15 protein-coding genes are annotated in these 23,314 nt (G+C 36.2%); 6 read left to right on the top strand and 9 right to left on the bottom strand.

From position 1 onward, the window contains the following. Positions 1-5 precede the first annotated feature (5 nt). The 3 genes from AC1RNS_RS23115 to AC1RNS_RS23125 are packed head-to-tail and all read right to left on the bottom strand — an operon-like array spanning position 6 to position 3,365. Positions 6-992: an extracellular solute-binding protein gene (locus tag AC1RNS_RS23115; protein WP_492996083.1), complete on the bottom strand. Its 987-nt coding sequence runs from the start codon at positions 990-992 to the stop codon at positions 6-8. Then, the gene (locus AC1RNS_RS23120; protein WP_492996085.1) at positions 989-2,620 is read right to left on the bottom strand and encodes an ABC transporter permease subunit; all 1,632 of its coding nucleotides are present in this window, start codon (positions 2,618-2,620) and stop codon (positions 989-991) included. Before AC1RNS_RS23120 ends, AC1RNS_RS23115 begins: the two co-directional genes overlap by 4 nt. Continuing rightward, complete coding sequence (locus AC1RNS_RS23125; RefSeq protein WP_492996087.1) at positions 2,613-3,365, bottom strand: ABC transporter ATP-binding protein; 753 nt, start codon at positions 3,363-3,365, stop codon at positions 2,613-2,615. Before AC1RNS_RS23125 ends, AC1RNS_RS23120 begins: the two co-directional genes overlap by 8 nt. Positions 3,366-3,516: 151 nt before the next feature. On the opposite strand from AC1RNS_RS23125, the gene AC1RNS_RS23130 reads away from it, so the two are divergent. Beyond that, positions 3,517-4,275: a DeoR/GlpR family DNA-binding transcription regulator gene (locus AC1RNS_RS23130; RefSeq protein WP_492996089.1), complete on the top strand. Its 759-nt coding sequence runs from the start codon at positions 3,517-3,519 to the stop codon at positions 4,273-4,275. 57 nt (positions 4,276-4,332) lie between these two features. Here AC1RNS_RS23130 and AC1RNS_RS23135 read toward each other — a convergent pair whose 3' ends face one another. Continuing rightward, positions 4,333-5,103, bottom strand: coding sequence for a Cof-type HAD-IIB family hydrolase (locus AC1RNS_RS23135; RefSeq protein ID WP_492996091.1), 771 nt, complete (start codon positions 5,101-5,103; stop codon positions 4,333-4,335). Between the two features lie 599 nt (positions 5,104-5,702). Between AC1RNS_RS23135 and AC1RNS_RS23140 the strand changes: the two genes are divergently transcribed. The 3 genes from AC1RNS_RS23140 (at position 5,703) to AC1RNS_RS23150 (ending at position 8,662) form a co-directional block, all read left to right on the top strand. Further along, the gene (locus tag AC1RNS_RS23140) at positions 5,703-5,912 is read left to right on the top strand and encodes a DNA-dependent RNA polymerase subunit epsilon (protein WP_054770786.1); all 210 of its coding nucleotides are present in this window, start codon (positions 5,703-5,705) and stop codon (positions 5,910-5,912) included. A 5-nt stretch (positions 5,913-5,917) separates the two neighbouring features. Beyond that, positions 5,918-7,585 carry a ribonuclease J1 gene (gene rnjA, locus AC1RNS_RS23145; RefSeq protein WP_492996093.1) on the top strand — a complete coding sequence of 556 codons (1,668 nt, stop codon included), beginning with the start codon at positions 5,918-5,920 and terminating at the stop codon, positions 7,583-7,585. A gap of 291 nt (positions 7,586-7,876) precedes the next feature. Beyond that, positions 7,877-8,662: a serine/threonine protein kinase gene (locus AC1RNS_RS23150; protein ID WP_492996095.1), complete on the top strand. Its 786-nt coding sequence runs from the start codon at positions 7,877-7,879 to the stop codon at positions 8,660-8,662. A 33-nt stretch (positions 8,663-8,695) separates the two neighbouring features. Here the strand turns inward: AC1RNS_RS23150 and AC1RNS_RS23155 are convergent, their stop codons facing one another. Further along, on the bottom strand, positions 8,696-9,529 hold the full coding sequence (locus AC1RNS_RS23155; RefSeq protein WP_492996097.1) for a TetR/AcrR family transcriptional regulator: 834 nt from the start codon (positions 9,527-9,529) through the stop codon (positions 8,696-8,698). A 99-nt stretch (positions 9,530-9,628) separates the two neighbouring features. On the opposite strand from AC1RNS_RS23155, the gene AC1RNS_RS23160 reads away from it, so the two are divergent. Beyond that, complete coding sequence (locus AC1RNS_RS23160; protein ID WP_492996099.1) at positions 9,629-12,718, top strand: efflux RND transporter permease subunit; 3,090 nt, start codon at positions 9,629-9,631, stop codon at positions 12,716-12,718. 204 nt (positions 12,719-12,922) lie between these two features. Here AC1RNS_RS23160 and AC1RNS_RS23165 read toward each other — a convergent pair whose 3' ends face one another. The 4 genes from AC1RNS_RS23165 to AC1RNS_RS23180 form a co-directional block, all read right to left on the bottom strand. Further along, a complete protein-coding gene (locus AC1RNS_RS23165; protein ID WP_492996101.1) occupies positions 12,923-14,488 on the bottom strand; it encodes a glycoside hydrolase family 10-like protein in 1,566 nt (521 codons plus the stop codon). A gap of 362 nt (positions 14,489-14,850) precedes the next feature. After that, positions 14,851-17,970 carry a leucine-rich repeat protein gene (locus AC1RNS_RS23170; protein WP_492996103.1) on the bottom strand — a complete coding sequence of 1,040 codons (3,120 nt, stop codon included), beginning with the start codon at positions 17,968-17,970 and terminating at the stop codon, positions 14,851-14,853. A 183-nt stretch (positions 17,971-18,153) separates the two neighbouring features. Beyond that, positions 18,154-19,260, bottom strand: a complete 1,107-nt coding sequence (locus AC1RNS_RS23175) for a response regulator (protein ID WP_492996105.1) — start codon at positions 19,258-19,260, stop codon at positions 18,154-18,156. Then, on the bottom strand, positions 19,238-20,989 hold the full coding sequence (locus AC1RNS_RS23180; RefSeq protein ID WP_492996107.1) for an ATP-binding protein: 1,752 nt from the start codon (positions 20,987-20,989) through the stop codon (positions 19,238-19,240). Before AC1RNS_RS23180 ends, AC1RNS_RS23175 begins: the two co-directional genes overlap by 23 nt. Positions 20,990-21,944: 955 nt before the next feature. Between AC1RNS_RS23180 and AC1RNS_RS23185 the strand changes: the two genes are divergently transcribed. After that, positions 21,945-23,171 (top strand): MFS transporter, encoded by a 1,227-nt coding sequence (locus tag AC1RNS_RS23185; protein ID WP_492996113.1) that lies wholly within the window; start codon positions 21,945-21,947, stop codon positions 23,169-23,171. Positions 23,172-23,314: the final 143 nt, after the last annotated feature.

The following is a 23,314-nucleotide window of genomic DNA, read 5'->3' on the forward strand; positions in this document are numbered from 1 at the left end:
ACTCCTTATTGTTGCGCTTCTTTAAAGAATGCTTGATGTTTTTCTAATAAATCTACTGTCAAGGTTGTATCCCATTTTTTAAGGTGTGTTGGAACATGCTCATCCTTTACTTGTTCCCCTTCATAAAGTGCCACAGGATATTGCTCTAATAAACCACTGCGTGCCTCTGTAGCAATTACTTTCGCTATTTCTTTGGCTAGTGCTTCATCTCCTTCTTTGTCCACAACAGCTACAGATTCTGTAAGAGTGAAGTTTCCTTCTGTCGGGTCAATATAATCGATTGGCAGTCCTTCATTTTTAGCATCAATAGCTTGAATTCGTAAGCCAAAGCCAGCCGCTACTTCACCTGTTTTCACCTTTTTAATAGGACCTGAGCCTGAGCTTTCAATATGAGGTCCAGCATTTTTAATTAAATCTGCTAAAACCTTTTTCCCTTCCTGCTCACCATATTCTTTGATAATGGCTTGTACTAGAAGCCAGCCTGTTGAGGAATCCATAATATTTGGAAATGATACTAAATCCTTATAGGCAGAGTCTGTCAAATCCTTAATTGTTTTTGGTACAGCTAACCCTTTTTGTTGTAAAACATCCGTATTAATAAAAATCGAACCGACATTTCCTAAAATCGGCAACGCATACATAACACCACCATCAACAGGCTTTAAGTCTGAAGAGATATCTACAAACATCGATTTGGAAGTTTGCGCGCTTTCTATAAAATAAGAAGCCATTGTAACGACATCTGCTTCAATGTCTGCCCCTTCAGCCATCATTTTTCCACCTAGCTCAGAAGTACCAAACGATTGAATTAAATACTTTCCTTTATAGCCTTTGTCATCTAATGTAGACTCTATTACCTCAATTGCCTCATCATCAGCATTTGAATAAATAATTACTTGGTCTTTGGAATCTGCTTCCGCTCCTCCACATGCAGCTAAAACTACCACCGCTGCGCTAACTGTCCCTAGCATCATACATGTTGATTTCTTCATTTTGATATCTCCTTCACTTTTTCTTTATGTGTTGTTATATAATCACAACCTAATTTCACAATGAGGTTTGTACATAAAATAAATATTGATAGTACAAAAATATCGGTATATTTTGCGAAATGCTGTAACTCTTTTATCCGTGTCGATACAAGCATTGTCTTTGTACTGACAAGGAATATAACGCCACTGACAGTGACCATCGCATTTAAAAAAAAGTAGCTAAACATCTGATAAATAGTTGGTCTAATATTCGGTAATATGATACGAATAACGGTTTTTAACCAGGAATCCTTTAATAGCTCTGCAGTCACCTCCCAGGTAGGGTCCATCTTTTGCAATGAATTTTTTGCCATTAAATAAGGTGTTGTAAAGAAATGCACAATATTACACGCAATAATAATGAGGAATGTCCCTTTTAAAGAACTTCCATTAAAGAAAAACAGGTACGATAGACCAAGCACCATTCCTGGCACTGTGTTCGTAATCATGGAAACGAAATCTAAGCTTTTTCTTCCTTTCAGTGGTGTCCTCGCATTGAGAAGTGCCGACATAAAAGTAATGACTACACCTAAAACAGCTGTTACTACCGCTACGATTAGTGAATTGACATATACCTTTGTTAAATCTTTCTCCGCCAGTACATTTTGAACATGCTCTAACGTAAAGCTGAAATCATATGGATAGCCCTTTGTAAAAGGAACAATAAACATTGTTGAAAAAATGATAAATACTACTACTACACAGACAATTGAATAAGTAGTAAACACCCCGTCACGGAGACGGTGCTTTACAAGTTCACTTTGCCCAGCTTGTTTATATTGAAAATTAAAGCGCTCTAAAATCGTTAACATAACAACGCCAAGCACAGCAGGTACTAGCATTAATACTGAGATAACCGCTCCACGCTCAAAATGCACGATAGAACCTAACATTGCTTGATAGAGTTCAGTTGCAATCACTCGATAATTTCCACCAACCGATGCAGGAATCCCGAAGTCTGTAAAGCTTAAAATAAATGTTAAAATAAAAGCCCCACCAATCGTCCCCATCATCGGACGAAATACAGTGTGATAAAAGCGACGTAGTGAATGATCATGCATCAACATGGAAACTAGCAAAAATCGTTTATCTATATATTGCATGGAATTTTGCATTAAAATAAAAGCGACCGGTAATGTGTATAATACATAACCTATGACCAAGCCATTGTACCCATAAATTGTAAATAGAGGTTGTCCGATTAATTTTGTAAGGATTCCTTGATTTCCAAATGTATAAATCAGCACAAATCCATAGGTAATGGTCGGTAGCAGCATTGGCAACGTAATTCCTATTTGTACTAGCTTTTTCGTCTGGCGATGCATTGTCGTAAAATGAACCGCATAGGCCAATAAAAAAGCTAAAATGGTCGTGATTACCGATGCAACAAAGGAAACTTTAAAGCTATTTAAGAAAGATTCACGGATATCTATATTTTGTAAAGCATCTAGATAATTTTGAATGGTAATAACGTTTCCAATTTTGAAAGACTGCCAAAACATATAAAGCAATGGCACAATTAAAAAGATTAGAAAAAATAATAGAATCGGCAGAAAAATTATTTTCATCATTTTATTCGTTTTAAGCATATGTTTCTCCAAATAATCGATAGATATTGTGTCGCTTAATATGAAGCTGTCTTAAAATAAAATCTTCAATAAATTGATTGTTGGGTGCTGTTACGATTTCATGTGGTGTTCCAAATTGAGCAACTGTCCCTTCATTAATAATCAAAACTTTATCTGAAAGAGTTAGTGCTTCTTCTGGATCATGTGTCACAATAATAATCGTCAAATTAAATTCACGAGCGATTAATTTAATACGCTCTTTGATGGATTCCTTAATGACACCATCTAGAGCACTTAATGGCTCATCTAACAATAGAATTTTCGGCTGCATAACAAGTGTTCTTGCAATAGAAACCCGTTGTTTTTGACCACCTGACAATTCATGAATCTTTTTGTGTAAATGCGGTGTTAACTCTAGAAAATCAATATATTCTTGTACCTCCTCCTTGGACATTTGTACGTTTTTATTTTTCAATCCATAGACTATATTGTCGTATGCATTTAAATGAGGAAATAACGCAAAATCCTGAAAAACAATATTAAATCCTCTTTCTTGCATGGATTGCTTCGATATATCTTGTCCATTGTAGATAAGTTGACCAGCTGTTTGCTCTGCAAGTCCTAAAATGATATTGAGTAAAGTAGTTTTACCGCAACCACTTGGCCCTAATAACGAAATGATTTCGCCTGATTCGATGGTTAAATTGATATCTACTAAAACTTTCTTATTTTTATAGCTTTTTGAGATATTTTTTAGTTCTAACAAATTGGTCACCTCTCTCAGTTCTTAGCTTTAGTATAGTGACAATTTGTAAAGGAAAATGCGTTTTTGTGTAAATGTTGAGTAAATTCTGACTAACTGTTGACAAAGTTATGCTTACTTTGAGTAAATATCTAGTAGAGGTGATGAAATGTTTATGATTGAAAGGCAACAACATATTTTGCAGTTTATACGGGAGCATAAGGTTGTGAAATTAGTAACACTCACAAAAGAGTTTAATGTTTCAATGGAAACAATCCGTCGTGATATACAACAACTTGTGCAAGAGAAAAAAATTGAGAAGTTTTATGGAGGTGTAAAATACATTGAGCCAGTCGAGGGCGTTATTGATCAACGACTTCATGAACAGCTACCAGAAAAAATTGCTATTGCAAAAGCCTCCGCATCCTTCGTGCAGGATGGGGATTGTATTTTTATAGATAGTGGAACAACTACATATCAAATGACTCCATTCCTATTAGAAAAAGAGAAATTAACAGTCATTACAAATTCACTGCCTGTAGCCTTTGAGCTGATTGGTTCTAAAATAGAAATAATTATTATCGGTGGGAAAATTCGACACTCCGAGAAATCTGTAACATCTAACGAATTCCTTTTCCGCTTTGATCATCTTAATATTAATAAAGCCTTTATTTGTGCAAGTGGCGTTTCCATTGAAAAGGGTATTTCTGATTTTAATTTAGAGGAGGCCATTACGAGAAAACAAATCATTTCTATCTCTCAAACTGTTTTTGTGGCAACTGACTCATCAAAATTTAATAAGGATGTTGCCATCCAAGTCTGTCCACTCCAAGAAATAGATACGATTATTACTGATAGTGCATTGTCTAAAGAAACTATCAAGCATTTTACAAAAGAAGGTGTACAGATAAAACTCGTTCAATCAGATAAATAAAATAAAACAAAGCAACTAGCTGAGGCTTCCACCAACTAGTTGCTTTATGGTTCTTCATTAAATAATGGCTAGCTTACGCATTATTTTTGCCAAGCCATCATTATCCACATGATCAGCTATATGTGTAGCAATCGCCTTTACCTTTTCATGTCCATTTCCCATTGCCACACTTGTACCCACAGCTTGAAGCATTTCCATATCATTAATTCCATCTCCAAAAGCTACAGCATTCTCAAATGAAATGCCCATTCGCTCTAGAACTTTTTCAATACCAGTAGCCTTAGAGCCTCCACTTGGTAAAATATCACAAGAATAACGATGCCAACGGACAAATTGCACATTTGGAAATGTCTCACAGTATAAAGATTCATCTTTTTCTTCCATAAATATTAGTGTTTGATAGACATCATTCTGCATATAATAAGATGAGTCTAATTCTGGATATGGATATTTCAAAGTATTTAAAGATTCCGCCACCATATGATTATTACCAACAGACGCTATCATGCGTTTATCATCTAAAAAAACTACTGGTTCGTTTCGTGCCTCGCCAAAAGCAATAATTTTAGTAAGCTCGTCTTTTTCAATACCATTTGTATAGACAACCTCACCTTTGTAAACAACATATTGCCCATTAAAGGTAACGTATGTATCAATATCCAACTCCTCTAGCAAAGATTCAATCATGAACGGTGCACGACCTGTCGCAATGGCTATTTCATAGCCACGGCGACGCGCTTCAAATAACGCTTCTTTAGCGGATGCTGGTAATAATTTTTTACTATTATAAAGGGTTCCATCTACATCAAAAAACAAAATTTTTTTCATTTTATAATTCCTCTCTATAAATACATAATTGATTCAAGGTTCATTACTTTACATAAACACAATTTTTTATTATAATGATCCTAAGGAGTGATGTGCCATGCTGAAGAAACTCAAACGGAAATTGTTGAAGCAACTTCGCGGCGTACTCGGAAAAAAATCAATTGCCTAACATTTGCCCTTCAATATTTGAAGGGCTTTTCTTTATTTTAGAGTAACTGCGTGATAATATAAAGGAAATGCATTTATTTGGCTATGTGCAACCACTGTCTCATTGCTTTTTATCAATAACGCCTTGGTATATTTGTTGCTGTTTCTTTAGCATGTTGCTTTCATAGCAAGAAACAAAACATTCGAATTTTGAATTATAAGGCACAATTGATCAAAATTTGTGATATCTACCAGAGGCTTTAGCTTTTATCGGCTGCGACTAGTTTGCTGATTGAAGCAATTTGTGCTCATTTGAAGCATTGAGATACAAGAATTTCAAACGTCTTATTTCTGGTTATAAATAATAGAAATTCGTTGTTTTTTCTTGTAGTACGTGTGTGGTATTAGTTAAAGATGCAATAAAATTGTACGCAATAAAAGGAGAGCAAACTATGATTTACAAAGTTTATTATCAAGAAAATGCAAATGAAATTCCAGTTCGCGAAAACACTAAAAGTCTATACCTTGAAGCTACTTCAGAACGTGAAGTACGTCAAAAGTTAAAAGACCGAGACTACAATATCGAGTTCATCCAATTGCTTGAAGGTAATTATTTAGCCTATGAACAAGCAAGTCCGAACTTTGTCTTGGAGGAAATTTAACAAACATGAAGTTTGTTAAAAATGACCAAGCAGCTGTTTTCGCACTCGGCGGACTGGGCGAAATCGGCAAGAACACTTACGGCGTTCAATTTCAAGATGAAATCATTTTGATTGATGCTGGCATAAAATTTCCAGAAGACGACTTACTCGGCATTGACTATGTCATTCCAGACTATACGTATTTAGTACGTAACGTTGATAAAATTAAAGGCTTATTTATTACACATGGGCATGAGGACCATATTGGCGGTATTCCCTATTTATTACGTCAAGTAAATATCCCTGTCTATGGCGGTAAGCTTGCACTTGGCCTATTACGTAATAAATTAGAAGAACATGGCTTGCTGCGTACAACAAAGCTAATCGAAATTAAAGAAGATGATGTAATTAAGTTTAGAAAAACATCCGTTAGCTTCTTTAGAACAACTCATAGTATTCCCGATGCCTATGGTATTGTCGTAAAAACTCCACCAGGAAACATTGTGCATACTGGTGACTTCAAGTTTGATTTTACACCTGTAGGCGAACCAGCTAACCTAACAAAAATGGCAGAAATCGGACGTGACGGTGTACTTTGCTTACTTTCAGATAGTACAAATGCTGAAAAACCGAATTTCACAATGTCTGAACGTACAGTTGGAAAAAGTATTGATGAAATATTCCGTAAGGTAGATAGTCGTATTATTTTTGCAACATTTGCATCAAATATACATCGTTTACAACAGGCTACAGATGCTGCGATAAAATACGGACGAAAAATAGCTGTTTTTGGACGTTCAATGGATAATGCTATTACAATTGGGCGTGAGCTCGGTTATATAAACGCACCAAAGGATACATTCATTGATGCCCAAAGCATTAATCGCCTCCCTGCTAATGAAGTTATGATTTTATGTACAGGCTCTCAGGGTGAGCCAATGGCAGCTCTATCACGTATTGCGAATGGTACACATCGCCAAATTCAAATTCAACCTGGTGACACAGTTATCTTTTCATCCTCACCAGTACCTGGAAATACAGTAAGTGTCAACAAAATTATTAATTTACTGTTCCGCGCAGGTGCAGAGGTTATTCATGGTGCACTAAATAATATTCATACCTCTGGACACGGTTCTCAGGAAGAACAAAAACTGATGCTACGTTTGATGAAGCCAAAATTCTTTATGCCTATCCATGGTGAATTCCGTATGTTAAAAATGCATACACACCTAGCAGAAGACTGTGATGTGCCATTTGAAAATACGTTCGTTATGGAAAATGGTGATGTCCTTGCATTAAGTGCCAATGAAGCTCATGTAGCAGGACGTATACCTTCTGGCGACGTATACATTGACGGTAATGGTATTGGAGATATCGGCAATATCGTGCTACGTGATCGCCGCATTCTTTCAGAGGAAGGTTTAGTTATTGTTGTTGTCAGTGTTGATATGGTAAATCAAAAAATTGTTTCCGGTCCAGACATTATTTCTAGAGGATTTGTTTACATGCGTGAGTCAGGAACGATGATTAATGAAGCTCAAAAAATGCTAAATCGTCATCTTAACGAAACAATTCAAAGCAAAACCCCTCAATGGACTGAGCTAAAAAATGAAATTACAGATGTCTTAGGACCTTATCTATTTGAAAAGACAAAACGTCGACCAATGATTTTACCAATTATTATGGAGGTTTAAGCCTCTAGAAGAAGCTATGTAAAAATTTACATAGCTTCTTTTTTATTTTTTAATTTTTTTGAAACCTCCTTTATCGTTTTACGTATATAGTAATAAAACATGATAAAGGAGCATTTTTATGCTAGATAAAATCTTTCATTCTTTACTAAATAGTAAATCTAAACATTCTTCATCTAGTAGCCGCAGAAAATACTCAAAACGTCACAATTATTATGGTCATAACCACTATAAACGGAGCAATCGAAAAAGCTCTCGTAGTTTCTTCAGTTCCATGAGTTTCTTTAGTAGCTAATGTGGTGGAAACGATTATCAGAGAAAAGCTTCGATATAGCCGTTAAGCATTATCTTATGGAGCATCCTGATTACAGCTTTATTAAGTTTCTTGGCTATGGCTCATATGGTCGGGCTTATTTAATCAAAGATGAATCTTCAGAAAACCTATTTGTTTTAAAATGCTTACGCCCAAAGCATCGCCATCATCAAAAAACATTACGTAAATTTAATCAAGAAATACACATACTACAACATTTATCACTTCCATACGTTCCTTCGATAAAGGTAACTGGGATGATTCAGAATAGTCCATTTTTTATAATGGACTATATTAACGGTCAAACATTTGAACAGCTTATTTTTAATGAAAACCAAAAATTCACAGTCTCACAATCACTATTAATAACCCAACAGCTTTTAGAGCAGATTGTATTGTTACATGAACATGGCATTGTGCATCGAGATTTACGTATTCCAAATATTATACTCGTTGATCAACAATTACATATCATAGATTTTGGTCTTGCTGCTCCTATCCAAAAAATTGAAGTCGCTACTATTCGTAATCCTAAACGAGCAGAAAATCATATTAGTGATTTATATTTTGTTGGTCACTTCCTGTTATTTTTACTATATTCAAGCTATACCCCTACTTCAAAAAAAGAAAGATCATGGCAAGAAGAATTAAATTTGCCAGTAAGCATAAGAAATTACCTTGAACGGCTTTTATGGATTAAAGAGCCCTTTCAAAGTGCAGCAGACGCACTGCAATCTATGCCGTTAGAGGTGCTAAATAAAAAATAGAATTGTTCACAAAAATAGTGAACAATTCTCTCCTTACACTTTAAAATATTTGGCTATTACATAGGCAACCCAATTATACGCTGGTTCAACACGTATATTTTCAACCAAACCTTTTAGTATTGGCATACTATAAGTTGGGTTTTCTACTTGATCTTTTAAAAGCACCATTGATTCACGTACAATGGATTCTTCCATATTATTTATATTTTGCTCAATTAGCTGTAATAGAGTTTCCTTTGAAATTTCCTGTTCACAAGGCTTGGATACAAATTGAACAAGGTCTTCTGTAATAAAGGGAATCGTCGTGAAACGTGCAATAATATCTGTCTTTTCTGCTAGAGATTTAGCTAATTGATCTAAATCAAGAGGCATATTAGAAAAAATAAAGAGTTCTGCATAACTCTTCATAAAACCTTTTATGCAATACATAACATCGTATTTTGTCTCTTGGAGTTTATCCTCATAGAGTTGCTCAAGCATATAGATAATCGATTTAGACATTTCCGCCTCATAAGCCATTATTTTATGAAAAAGTTCTTTTTTTGTCAAAAAGATTTTCTCATTAAAAAAGACACGTGCAGAAGCAGAATGCGCTTTAAAGGCTTGGAAGATACTTTTGTAAAATTCAACCAATAAAGTATCTTTGTTATAAGAGCCTCTGACTACCTGGTCAACATCTATAAGAAACTGTTGTAAGTAATAGTCTACCATTGAAAAAACAAGCTCATCTTTTGTTTTGAAAGACAAATAAAATGCTCCTTTTGAAATACCACAGCGTTCCGTTATTTGCTGTACAGATGTAGCTTCAAAGCCTTGCTCAGAAAACAATTCTAATGCTTTCTCCATTATTAATTGCTTTTTTAACATATTTTTTTCTCTCTCCTAATGCATTTCGTTGACAAATGACCGATTAGTCATTAGTATAAATAATTGAATTTAGTAAGTCAATAAAGGGTAGGTGTGAAGGTGAAAGGTTTAGTTAATTTCGTATTGAAAAACAAATTGGCAGTATGGTTACTAACAATTATCATCACTGTCTCTGGTATTTATTCGGGAACACGAATGAAAATGGAATCCATTCCTGATATTTCGATTCCATACTTAATTGTGATGGGCGTCTATCCTGGCGCAACTCCTGAACAAGTTATGAATGAGCTTTCCATACCATTTGAAAAATCCATAGAAAGCTTAGAAGATGTAAAAGCTGTTTATTCAACATCCTCATCCAACGTATCACAAGTTCAAGTGGAATACGACTATGGAATTGATATGGATGAGAAAAAGCGCCAATTAGAATCAGCTTTAGATGATGTTAAGCTGCCTGAGGGTGCTCAAAAGCCGACAATTATGGCCATTAGCATGAATATGATGCCTGTTGTTGCATTATCAGTTAGTAGCTCTAAGGAAGATATTGTTGAATTAACATCAACAGTAGAAGACATTCTCCTTCCTAAAATTGAAAAAATTGATGGTGTTGCATCTGCAACAATTACTGGTCAGCACATTAACCAAATCTCATTTAAATATGATGAGGACAAAATGGCTGCACTCGGTTTAACAGAAGATACCGTCAAACAAATGATTCAAGCTAGTGATATGTCACTTTCACTTGGTTTATATCAATTTACTGTTGGTGAACAAGCTGTTTCTGTTGACGGTAAAGTAAAATCTGTAGATGAATTAAAAGATTTATTAATTCCAGTCACACCTTCAGCAACAAACCCTTCTCCATTCGTTCGCTTAGGAGATATTGCAAAGATTGAGGTTGAGGGTAAAGTACAATCCGTATCACGTACAAATGGTCAAGATGCAATTGCCATTCAAATTGTGAAAGGTCAAGATGCAAATACGGTGACAGTCGTAAACGCAGTAAAAGACCTAATTAAGGATGAAGAAAAATTAATTGATGGCTTAAAGGTCGATATCTCATTAGACCAAGGTGCCCCAATTGAAGATTCAGTCTTTACAATGATTGAAAAAGCCGTATTTGGTGGTGCAATTGCTGTTTTAATAATTTTACTATTCTTACGAGATTTCAAATCAACAATCATTTCTATTATCTCTATTCCAGTTTCTATCTTTATGGCATTGCTATTATTAAACTGGATGGATATTACATTAAATATTATGACTCTCGGTGCCATTACCGTAGCGATTGGTCGTGTTATTGATGACTCCATTGTAGTAGTAGAAAATATTTATCGACGTATTCATTTAAAAGAAGAAAAAGTAACAGGTCGCGCTCTAATTCGTGAAGCGACTATCGAAATGTTCAAACCAATTCTTTCTTCAACCTTGGTAACTGTAGCAGTATTTGCTCCACTTATATTTGTAGGCGGTATGGTTGGTGAGTTATTCATGCCGTTTGCATTAACAATGTCATTTGCCTTAGGAGCTTCATTATTAGTAGCAATTACCATTGTTCCAGCTTTATCGCACTTCCTGTTCCGTAAAAAACTGTATGGTGAGAAAAAGGAAAGTCAACATAAGGAAGTTGGTAAACTAGCGACTTGGTATAGAGGTGTACTTGAAAAAGCATTAAACCATAAAATTATCACTTCTGTAATTGCGATTATACTGCTAGTTGGTTCACTTGCTTTAACACCATTGATTGGCTTTAGCTTCATGGGTTCACAGGAAGAAAAGGTTATGTACTTAACTTACACACCTGGAACTGGTGAGCTTATGGATGAAACGGAAGCCAATGTTGCTAAAGTAGAAAAAGAATTAATGAAACGTAAAGATATTGATATATTACAAGTCTCTATCAATGATTCGCAAAATGTTGATCCATCCGCTATGATGATGGGCGGCGGTGCAGGCGGTGCATTAATGTACCTGATCTTTGATAAAGATATGGAGGACTTCCCTAAAGCTCGTGAAGAAGTCGAAAACTACGTATTTAACATCGGTCAATCTGGAGAATGGAAATCTCAAAACTTCTCTTCTATGTCGATGTCTTCAAACGAAGTCAGCTATACGCTGTATAGTGAAGATTTAGATAAGCTTCGAGATGCAGTGAAACAAGTAGAAGGCGCACTAAAAGACGTAGATGGCTTAGAGGACATTAAATCTGACAACGAAGATCCATATGTTGAGCATGTTTTAAAAGTAGAACAGAAAAATGTTCTACAATATGGTTTAACTACAGCTCAAATCGTCATGGCATTGAGCAACAATACTTCTAAAGAAGTTTTAACATCCGTAAGATATGATGGTGAGGATATTGATGTTATTGTACAACGTGACGCAAAAGCCGCAGCTCTATCCATCGATGATGTATTAGCTACTGAGGTTAAAACAGCATTAGGTACAACAATGACTATCGGTGAACTAGTAGACGTAGAGGAAGGCACTACGCTTAACTCATTATCTCGCTCAAAAGGTGAATATTTCGCAACAGTTACTGGTACGGTTATCGACGAAGATATCTCAAAAGCTACTTCAGCCGCAGATAAAAAAATCGATAAATTAGATTTACCTAAAGGCGTAACAACTGGCGTATCCGGTGTAGCTGCAGATATGCAAGAAACATTTACAAAGCTTGGTATTGCTATGTTAGCTGCCATTGCTATCGTATACTTCATCTTAGTAGTAACTTTCGGTGAAGGTTTAGCTCCATTTGCTATTCTGTTCTCACTTCCATTTGCTGTAATTGGTGCATTTGTTGGTTTGTTTGTAACAGGTCAAACAATTTCTGTGTCGGTTATGATGGGCTTACTAATGCTTATTGGTATCGTTGTTACAAATGCCATCGTATTAGTAGACCGAATTATTCATATGGAACGTGACGGACTCATTATGCGTGAGGCAATCTTAGAGGCAGGGGCCACACGTTTGCGTCCAATTCTGATGACAGCCATTGCAACAATTGGCGCTATGCTTCCAATGGCATTCGGTACTGGTGGTAGTGGTCTTATTTCGAAAGACCTAGCGATTACCGTAATTGGTGGTTTATTATCTTCCACATTATTAACTTTAGTAGTAGTACCAATCGTTTATGAAATGTTATCTAAAATGTTAAAGAAAAACCGTAAAGATATTGAGGAAAATTAATAAAGTGAAACTTCAATCAGTGAGGGTTCCTCATTCCCCACTGATTGTTAGTTGAACCAATCGGGCTTTTACGGGCAGTTTATCTCCCACTTATATTTTTTGCTTCCTTAAATCTTTATCATACTGCCCGTTTATGGGGGATAAAAAAACAGCCACTCATGCGTCATCGCGCGTGAGTGGCTGTTGTTATACATAAGCTATTTACTAATCTTCTTTCACCACAAAAGCTTCCTTGCTTTCCACACCTGTAGCAGATACAGCTGTAATGCCGTATGTGTAGCTATGTTTAGCAAGAGCTGTCTTGTCCACAAATTCAGTGATTCCATCCATATTATAAACAACATCCACTATATTTTGAGGGTCATTATAAGAACCTTCTTTGTTCCCTGCAAAACGATAAATGACATACCTGCGTGGCTGAGTTTCATTTTCGTCAAAAATTTTAATCTTACGACCAGCCGCATCCTTTGTTACTTGTACAGAAGTCGGCTCACTTGGCACTGTATCATCATTCCAAGATGTATCTGGTGTCAGTGCTGTATAATTATATAGTTGCTGATTAACAATCGTTGCATAGCCCAGTTTATTGTTTTGAATACTTCTTAAGGAGAAATGCATTTGCCCCTTGGCTGCTACCTGCTCTGAACGATTCGCCATAATTTGGCTAGGAAGCTCCATCTTATTTTTCCATGCCCCATCACTGTCATTTCCTACCTTATAGTCGGCAAGTCCAATATACAGCTGAACAGGATGTGTCTGCGCATAGGTATTTACCTCATGGCTCCACCAATCCAGTAATGTACCATATTTGGCAACAGCTAATGTTCTTGACCAATAAATTTGTGGTGTAATGTAATCTATCGTGCCATTTTGAATCCATGTTCTGACATCTGCATATAAATCATCGTAATTATTGACACCAGCTCTCGTATCGCTTCCTGTCTTATCCAATGATTTATTGCGCCATACGCCAAATGGTGAAATACCATATTGAACATATGGCTTTGTTTCTTTAATGGCTGTGTAAAGAGTTTCTACAAGCTGGTTAACATTATCTCGTCGCCAATCTTCCACATTTTTAAAGGAAGCACCATATTTTTTGTAAGCTGCTTGATCTGGAAAGGCTTCCTTGGCAATTTTGTATGGATAAAAATAATCATCCATATGGACAGCATCAATATCATAATTGGCAACTAGCTCTTTCACTGTTTCAACTAAATAGTTTTGCACTTCTGGTAAACCAGGATTTAAATAATATTGTTTTCCATATTGGACAACCCAGTTTGGATTTGTTCTTGCCACATTATTCGCAGCAAGGTCTGATAGTTTTTGTCCCGGCATAGTTACACGATAAGGATTCATCCATGCATGCAGCTCCATACCTCGTTTATGTGCCTCCTCTACAATAATCGCAAGAGGATCGTAACCAGGATTTGTGCCTTGCTTTTTCCCTGTTATGTAGGACGACCATGGTGCTAGCTTAGACGCATACATTGCATCATTTGTTGGTCTTACTTGGTAAATAACAGTATTCAATTTATTGGCTTTCAATTGATCCAATGTTTGGCGTGTCCAAGTCGTGTATTGCTCCTTAGTCATGCCTGCTTTCATATCAATATTTTGAACCGTTGAAATCCAGACAGCTCGCATTTCCCTTTTCGGCTGTGTCGTGCTTGCCATCGCTATCTTTGTAGGGATTGTCGATAGGCATAACATAAAAATCATCGCGACTAAAGTGATAAGTTTCCATTTACTATTTTTCTTTCTCATATTTCCTCCATTTGCTATTTTTCTATTTTAGTATATGATAAGTGCTCACTATATGCACGTCTCTAAAGCTGCTTCACCCAATGATTGAAATGCGGTAGTAATTAATCTCCTTTAGCATGAATAAAATCAATTTATTGACAATATTTACTTAGGAATATTGTCTATTGAATACAGTTCCAATATTTTCTTCTTTCCGTTTTTTAGATATATATTCTAAAAAAGTAGGATAATTATAGACCATCTCTCATTGATGTTCATTTGTTATTTTATCAAATGCACTAGTTAATTCCAACCAAAATATGTATATATTAAAATGAAAAACTGCCGAAAAAGCAGTAAATACTTGCTTTCTCGGCAGTTTTTTATTTGTCCATTATTCCCATTGCTCGATACATAAAAGCTACAAATTGAGCACGTGTGATAGATTCATCTGGTCTGAAATTCCCATTGTCTCCAAGTGCAATGCCATGGTCTGCTAATATCGCAATATAGTTGTTTGCCCAATGTGTGAACGGCACATCTTGGAATGTACTTTTCGCATCTGATGTTAGGTTAAATATTTGCACAAGTACTTTTGCCATTTGTGCACGTGTGATATTGGTATCTGGCTTAAACTGTCCATCCGTACCATCAAAAATACCTGCTTGGTAGACTTTCATAATAGCCTCATAATATAAATGGCTTGTTGGAACGTCACTAAAAGTCAACGTGTTGCGTGTTGGTATCAAATCAAATGTGCGTGTAAACAATACTGCTACATGTTGGCGTTGAATCGGGTCATTTGGTTTAAATGTGCCATCTGGATAACCCTTGATAATACAACGCCCTGCGATTTCTTCAATCATTTCTCTTGCCCATGATGTAGCAATATCTGTAAATGAAACCGTACATGCAGGAGCTATCGGTTTTTCAGCTAGTGATTCTTCAATTGTTGGTACTTCTTTTTCTATTTCTATTTGCTCCGTTTTGTTTTCCTTTACCCATTTGGCATACAATGTAAGGTTTTCCCTCACAACATCTGTGTCAAAATGCCATTCCTTCGTTAATGCACTATCTGTATACCATCCTGCGAATGTATAGCCTTCTTTTACTGGTATTGGTGGCACTATAATTTTACCATTATAGTTTTTTATTTGATTCGTAATCACTGTGCCGCCATTCGTTTGAAACAGGACAGTGTACGTGCTTTCAGTATCAGATGGTGTGCTACTTCCCACTTCACTAACTGGTGGTGGTGTCACCATAGGATTTGCCACCCACTTTGCATACAGTGTCGTGTTTGCCACCACCTTCTCATTCGCAAAATCCCACTTTGACTTAAAGTCAGCTTCTTTGTACCAACCAGCAAATATATGTCCTGCCTTTGTTGGCAGTGCTGGCTCTGTTGCTTTTTGTTGATATACAATAGTTTGATTCGCTATAGTTGTACCCCCATTTGCATCAAAGGCTACTATATATTTATTTGGTGTCCATTTTGCATAAAGCATTGTATCTGCTGTTACTTCATCATTATCAAAATCCCAATTTGTCTGGAAACCTTCTTCCTTGTACCAACCAGCAAATGTATGCCCTGCTTTTGTTGGCGGTGCTGGCTCTGTTACTTTTTGTTGGTATGCAATAGTTTGATTCGCTATAGTTGTGCCTTCATTTACATTAAAGGTTACTGTATATTCATTTGGTGTCCATTTTGCGTATAGCATTGTATCTACTGTAACTTCATCATTGTCAAAATCCCATAAGCTCTTATTAGCTGTATCCGCTTCTTTATACCAGCCAATAAAGCTATGTCCCGATTTTGTTGGAGGTTGAGGTACTGTTACTTTTCCATTAGGCACAATATTTTGCTGGTCTATCACTGTTCCCCCATCTGTATCAAATGTAACCTTATGGGAATATTTCGCATAAATCGTCATTTTGTGAGGAACAATATTATCCCAAGACAGAATAAAATCTTGATCTGTAAACCAGCCAATATTGGTAATAGAATTCTGTTGCTGATAATCAAATGCATTAAACGCAATAGAGGGCAATGTACCTTCAAATTCTACTTTACTTAACTGATTATTAAAAAATGCATTGTTGCCAATTGATGTTACACCGCTAGGAATCGTTACATTGCTTAGCTGATTGTGCTGAAATGCTGAATTGGCAATTGACTTTACACTATTAGAAATTATTACGTTTGTTATCTGATTATACTGAAAAGCTAATTTTCCAATGGCTGTTACACCGTTCGGAATCGTTACATTGCTTAATTGATTGTATTGAAATGCTGAATCTCCAATTGATGTCACGCTACTGGGAATTGTTATATTGGTGAGTTCATTCTTCTGAAATGTCTCTTCTTTAATCATTGTCACACCATCTGGAATTATGACACTTTCTAAGTAGTTATCTCGAAATGCTCCTTCACCAATAGTATTCACGCTATTAGCAATATTCACAAGGACTAACTCATTATCAGCAAATGCATAGGGTCCAATTGATGTCACACTGTTAGGAATATCAACGCTCGATAATTTATTAGCACCAAACGCAATTTCTTCAATTGTTTTCACAGTATTTGGTATTGTCACGCTTGTTAAGTTTTTACTCCTAAATGCATTCTCTCCAATCGCTGTCACTGATTTCCCACCCAAACTTTTCGGAATGACAATATCCTCAGGAGCTGTACCAATATAACCTGTAATGGTGACACTCACATCATCGGGATTGTCAGTATAGGTAAATGGTGTCCATTCCGCGTAAATCGCTATCGGCTGAGGGACCGTTCTATCCCAAGGTTCAGTAAAATCCTGATCTGTAAACCAGCCAAGGAAGCCAGTAGCCCCTTCTTGGCGGTTAAAAGAGCTTGCATCAATGGATGGCACTGCCCCTTCAAATGTCACGTTTGTTAATCTATTCAAAGTAAACACCCCCTCTCCAATAGAAGTCACACTATCTGGAATAGTCACACTTGTTAAGTAATTGGATTGAAATGCGTACATTTTAATTGATGTTACACTGTTAGGGATATCCACACTTGTTAATTTATTTTTTATAAATGCCGTGTGCCCAATTGTCACCACTCCATATGGAATATCTACACTCGCTAACTCGTTGTTAGCAAATGCCCCTGTTCCGATTAACGTCACGCTATTAGGAATTTCCACATGTGTTAACTGGTTGTTAGAAAATGCATTATTACCAATTTCCTTCACACCATTTGGGATTGTCACACTTGTTAACCCTTTGTTTGAAAAGGCTGCCGTTTCAATAGCAAATGTTTCAACCCCAATCTTCGTCACAGACTTTCCACCTAACGTATCTGGAATATCAACGTGCCCTCCTGCACCTGTATAACCTGTAATCGTCACCGTATTATCACCATTATCCTGATATCGAAAATAACCATCCGTTTGAGTCTCCGCTTGGGCAGGTAGACTACTAAATGGGGATAAGAGTAAAACAACCATCATTAGTAATAAACTACTTTTCCTCAAAAAAACACTCCTTTCTTAGAATAATTTTTTGGCGATTTTATGCTACTTACTTTCATTTCTCTGTGAGAGCTATTACCATAGTCAAATCATCGCTTCAAAAAAGGCTATCATATGCTTATGAAAGAAAAATGAAAGAATCTAAAAAAGGCTAGGTACTCAACATTATAGGAGTACCTAGCTCGATTATTGTCTATATAACTGCTGTATTGCTATTGATGGTAGTAGATTAAACTCTTGTTGCATAATCTGTACATATTGTTGATAGTGATTATGAAGTGCATACATATCCCCCATTGCTCCGTATATGTTGAGCAAAAGCTGATTCGCCTCTTCGTCAAATACATCACGTTTTAGTACTCTTTTCGCTACTTCTAAAGCTTCTGGATGGCGTTCGCAAGCCAATAGCCAGTCAGCAAGTCGTTTAGCAAAAGTGACGTACATTAAGTTTATGCTCTCCTGTTCAAGAGCTGCCCATGAAAAAGACTGTCCCTCAAATAGCTCACCCACAACTTGTTTCTCAAGCTCTATTGCAACAGACTCATTATCATTGTTTATTTGAGTGAGCAGACCTAGCCCTTGCTCAAATTGAATAAAATCCACATCCACATTTCTTAGCTCAAGACGATATTTTTCCTGTCCTGAAATTATATTCTCCTTAAAGCCGTGTGTACTTAATGCTTTTCTAAGTTGATAAACTGCCGTATTCAAATAGATTTCCGCATTTTTCAAAGGCATCTCTGGAAATATATCGTCTATTACTTTCATTTTCCCAACACTTCTACCTCTATTTACGAGTAAATAGACAAAAAGCTCCTTACTTTTTTTGGATCTCCATTTCACTTCTCCCTGCTGTGTACTACTAACTTCAAGACATCCGAAAGTTTGAACTTTGAGACGATTTAGTACTGGCCTATTGATAGTAGAAGAACTGTGGCGTCTGTTAAATGCTCTCGTTATTGTTTGAACCAATCTGCTTTTCGAAATGGGCTTCATCATATAATCCAGCGGATAAACATCATAGGCTTGTATAGCATAATCTGCGTGTGAAGTAGTAAAGACAATATCTAGATCCGTGTTAGCTGAACGCAAGTTTCGAGCTAATTCTATACCATTCTTATCTGCTATCTCAATGTCTAAAAACGCAAGATCCACTTCATGCTGACAAAGAAAGGTAAATGCTTCTTCCATTTGCTGAAAGCTGCCAACAAGTTCGATACCTTCTATACTAGATAGCATGCGCTTCATTGTTAGCAACATAATAGGCTCATCATCTACAATAAGAACTTTCACCGTTTCCTCCACCTCTCAATGTAAAGTAAAATACACTTCCTTGCCCTACTACACTTTCTGCCCACATGCTCTCTCCACTTAACTGCACAAACTGCTTACTGACTAGCAAGCCAAGACCTGCCCCTTTCTCGCCTGCTGTGCCCATTGACGAATACATCTGATTCTCATTGAATAGTCGTTCTATCTGCTCATTATCCATTCCAACACCATTATCGCGAATAGATACGATCACCATTTCTCCAGAGTATTGAGCACTAACTTGTATAGTGCCTCCTACTTGAGTAAACTTGATCGCATTAGACAATAAATTTCGTATAACGAGTAACACCACTTCTCGATCAGCAAATACATAAGTATTCTTTAGAATGTTATTCGTTATATGTAAACTCTTCACTCTGCTATGAATGGCTACTAACTGACGACATTCCTCCATAATCTCCGTAAGCTCCAATAATTGTGGGTAAAACACAACGTCTTCTCGTTGACTACGGAACCATTCTAGTAAATTGTTCGACATCCCAAGTGTATGCCGAATCTGCTCCCCAAGTTTTATGATAATTTCCTGATGTTCTGCACCGAAACTATCGAGGTCTTCCTCAAGTAGCTCTATTAACTGATATTGCATAGCTAACGGGCTGCGTATATCATGCGATACCACAGTAAAAAGCTGGTCTTTGAGTTTATTAAGATGAGCGATTTTCTCCAAATGCCCCTGTTGCTCCGTGATATCAATGATCAGCGAAACACTGCCTTGTCCTTGTTCACCTAGTGTGCGTAATGGATAAACATTCACTCTGTATATCTTCTTTTCATTATTCAGCCAAACATTTATATCTACACTACCTTGCTGTAATGACTGCGATAAGCTACACCATTCTGGCCATTGTTTTAATAGCTCTGAAATTGGTTTATCGTAAAAAACTGAATAACCTAATTGTGCAAAAAACTGAACAGCCTTTTGATTTCCCTCAATAATTTTTCCAGCGGCATTCATAATGACAATGCTTTCTGGGAAGCTATCAAACACAATATTTTTAGCAATAGGAACGATGGAAAAGAATTTAGTTCTTAAAATAATTAAAATAATAATCATACCTGTCATAGCACAAAAAACCGACAATGTTCCTAACCATGTAGACCATTGCGGTTGAGAAAATCGAATGATCTCTAAAATCAACGGGAGTGAACATAACAGTAAAACTACTATTCCTGGTCTACGAAAATCATTACGAATCGACCATACATATCTAAATAGTATATAGATACATACAGCTAGGCTACTATAGCAAAAAATATTGAAAATATTGGCATAAATAGTCCTAACCCTCATTAACTGACCATCGACCAACTCATTTGTATAGTAAACAATATGCAAATACGGATCGAACCATATTAACAATATCCAGATGGAAAATATCGAAAAAAGCGGAATTTTCCAATGAATACTTTTCGCTTTCTGATGACTTATTAAACTGTAGACAAACAATATAAAGAACGGTACCATCATACAAAGTGATGTCTGTTGTATATTACGAAAAATAACCTTTTCAGCTAATAAATAACTACTTTTTTCCAAAATGACACTACTAGCGAAAATTATTCGGTATACGACCAAGCCTATAAGATAAATAACCCCTCGCACTTTCCTAAATCGGAAGAGGGTAAACAAAATAATCCCCATCATGATGATCGAAATCATCATCAAAATAAGCTCAATACTAAAAATCATGAAAGAACCTCACCTAAACTGCTTTACCAGAATGAATTCTATTAAATCAATTACTGTGGAGCATAATTGATTTTGGATTTTTCGTCAGGGCTTTATCTTGATTCAGCGGGCATTTGTACGCCCACTGAAACTACATTCATCTCGCCATCTATAGGGAAAGTATTCTACTGAATCAAGATAAAAGCCAAATTCACGTATCATCACTTTTTTATTCCAAGTGTATCAAATTGATTTTACCCTTGCCATCTTTTTCTAATTTCCTTCCCTAGTACTATACATCTTCCATAGAGCGAATAATCCCGATTATTTCTTCAGCTAGACAACGATTCCATTCCACTAATTAAAAATGTATCACTCGTCTCACTATATTCTTTTCATCTCACTTTCAAAGATAATTTAGATTGGATATATGGTAAATAACAAAACAGTTTCCATTTCATTTTATCGCTTGCATGATATTGCTAATAGAAGTATGCTATGGTATGATTTCTTTATCTTTCAAGAAATGGAGGTACTTCTAACGATGGCACAACGATTCCATAATTTGAACCGTTAATTAAATACGTTCAAAACTTTGCCTGCTGTGCAGAGTAAATGGGATTGGTCTGCCTTTTTAGGAATATCTTTATTTTACGCTTATGTAAAAAAGAGGGCCTTTTTGACCCTCTTTTTTGCTGTCTATAAATAGTGAATTCTTGAACATCTATTAGCATCTGTTCTACACAGATGTTGAATGGTTTTAATGTCCTTCATGCCACATGTAGGATTTCTTGATCCTCAAATTAAGAATGTTCATCACATAAGAACAGTACATTATTTTCACAAATTTCCCACTTACACTTAGCACAGGCAAAAACCTGTGTTTTTTTATCTTCATTTATTAAAAACACATACTTTGCAAGAAATTTATGAAGAAAGGAAATGATTTTTTATGACACAATCAAATGCACAGTCAATGGAACATTGGAAAAGGAATATTACCCTATTTTTAAGCAGCCAAACCATTTCACTTTTTGGTTCATCTCTCGTACAATACGCCATTACTTGGTATATTACATTAACAACACAATCAGGGATGATGATGACGATTTCGATTATTTGCGGCTTCTTACCAACATTCTTCCTCTCACCTATTGCTGGTGTTTGGGCTGACCGTTACAATCGGAAATGGTTAATTGTTTTAGCGGATGGCATGATCGCTCTTTCCACTCTTATTTTAGCTATTCTATTTTTAATGGGACATGATTCACTCTGGCTGCTCTTTGTTATTTCTGCCATTCGTGCTATTGGTGCAGGAATTCAAACACCGGCTGTAGGCGCCATACTGCCACAAATCGTTCCAGAAGATAAATTGATGAAGATTAATGGAACAAACAGCAGTATTCAAGCTTTTGTGATGATTATCTCACCTATGGCTAGTGGGGCATTATTAACAAAAGCCTCGATAGAATCTATTTTCTTTATTGACGTCATCACTGCTGCAATCGCTATTAGTACATTGCTTGTATTTTTACACATCCCAGCACATGCAAAGGCAGCACAGCCACAAACAACTGGCTATTTTGATGATATGAAAAAAGGCTTTAAATATATTAAAAACCATAACTTCCTAAAAAGCCTATTCATGTTCTTTGCATTTTTCATGATTTTAGCTGCACCTGCGGCATTTTTAACGCCTCTTCAAGTAACCCGCAGCTTTGGTAATGATGTCTGGCGTTTAACAGCTATCGAAATTACCTTCGCGGTTGGTATGCTCATTGGTGGTATCTTTATGGCCTCATGGGGTGGTTTTAAAAATAAAGTACACACAATGACATTTGCAACTCTTTTGTTTGGTGGCTGTACATTTGTCCTCGGTATTATTCCAGAATTTTGGCTGTATCTAGTCTTTATGGGGATAACAGGCATGGCAATGCCTATCTTTAATACACCCGCTACTGTTTTACTTCAAGAAAAAGTTGAAGGAGACTTTTTAGGAAGAGTATTCGGCATACTTGGAATGATTTCTACCTCTATGATGCCATTAGGAATGCTTATTTTTGGTCCTATTGCTGATATTTTCGCGATTGAATGGTTACTCATCGGTACAGGGATACTATTGTTTATCCAAGGATTTTTCCTTCTTGGCAGTAAAGTTTTAATAGCAGCGGGCAAAACCACTGCTGAGCATAAGGATGTTTAAACTCTAGCAAAAAAAGTGAATGATTTGTTAAGTGATAATAAAGGTATTTAATTTTCTTATAAAAATAAAAGAGGCTGGGACATAACTAGCTTCAATTCGTGAGAAATCCGACTTTGAATTCATTCAAAGTCGGATTTCTCGAT

The sequence above is a fragment of the Lysinibacillus sp. GW821-FHT14F06 genome, from assembly GCF_058803665.1.

Bases quoted from the DNA above. Each gene is read 5' to 3' on its own strand.
- AC1RNS_RS23115 (WP_492996083.1), bottom strand. From the start codon at position 992: ATGAAGAAATCAACATGTATGATGCTAGGGACAGTTAGCGCAGCGGTG.
- AC1RNS_RS23120 (WP_492996085.1), bottom strand. From the start codon at position 2,620: ATGCTTAAAACGAATAAAATGATGAAAATAATTTTTCTGCCGATTCTA.
- AC1RNS_RS23130 (WP_492996089.1), top strand. From the start codon at position 3,517: ATGATTGAAAGGCAACAACATATTTTGCAGTTTATACGGGAGCATAAG.
- AC1RNS_RS23135 (WP_492996091.1), bottom strand. From the start codon at position 5,103: ATGAAAAAAATTTTGTTTTTTGATGTAGATGGAACCCTTTATAATAGT.
- AC1RNS_RS23140 (WP_054770786.1), top strand. From the start codon at position 5,703: ATGATTTACAAAGTTTATTATCAAGAAAATGCAAATGAAATTCCAGTT.
- rnjA (WP_492996093.1), top strand. From the start codon at position 5,918: ATGAAGTTTGTTAAAAATGACCAAGCAGCTGTTTTCGCACTCGGCGGA.
- AC1RNS_RS23150 (WP_492996095.1), top strand. From the start codon at position 7,877: ATGTGGTGGAAACGATTATCAGAGAAAAGCTTCGATATAGCCGTTAAG.
- AC1RNS_RS23155 (WP_492996097.1), bottom strand. From the start codon at position 9,529: ATGTTAAAAAAGCAATTAATAATGGAGAAAGCATTAGAATTGTTTTCT.
- AC1RNS_RS23165 (WP_492996101.1), bottom strand. From the start codon at position 14,488: ATGAGAAAGAAAAATAGTAAATGGAAACTTATCACTTTAGTCGCGATG.
- AC1RNS_RS23180 (WP_492996107.1), bottom strand. From the start codon at position 20,989: ATGATTTTTAGTATTGAGCTTATTTTGATGATGATTTCGATCATCATG.
- AC1RNS_RS23185 (WP_492996113.1), top strand. From the start codon at position 21,945: ATGGAACATTGGAAAAGGAATATTACCCTATTTTTAAGCAGCCAAACC.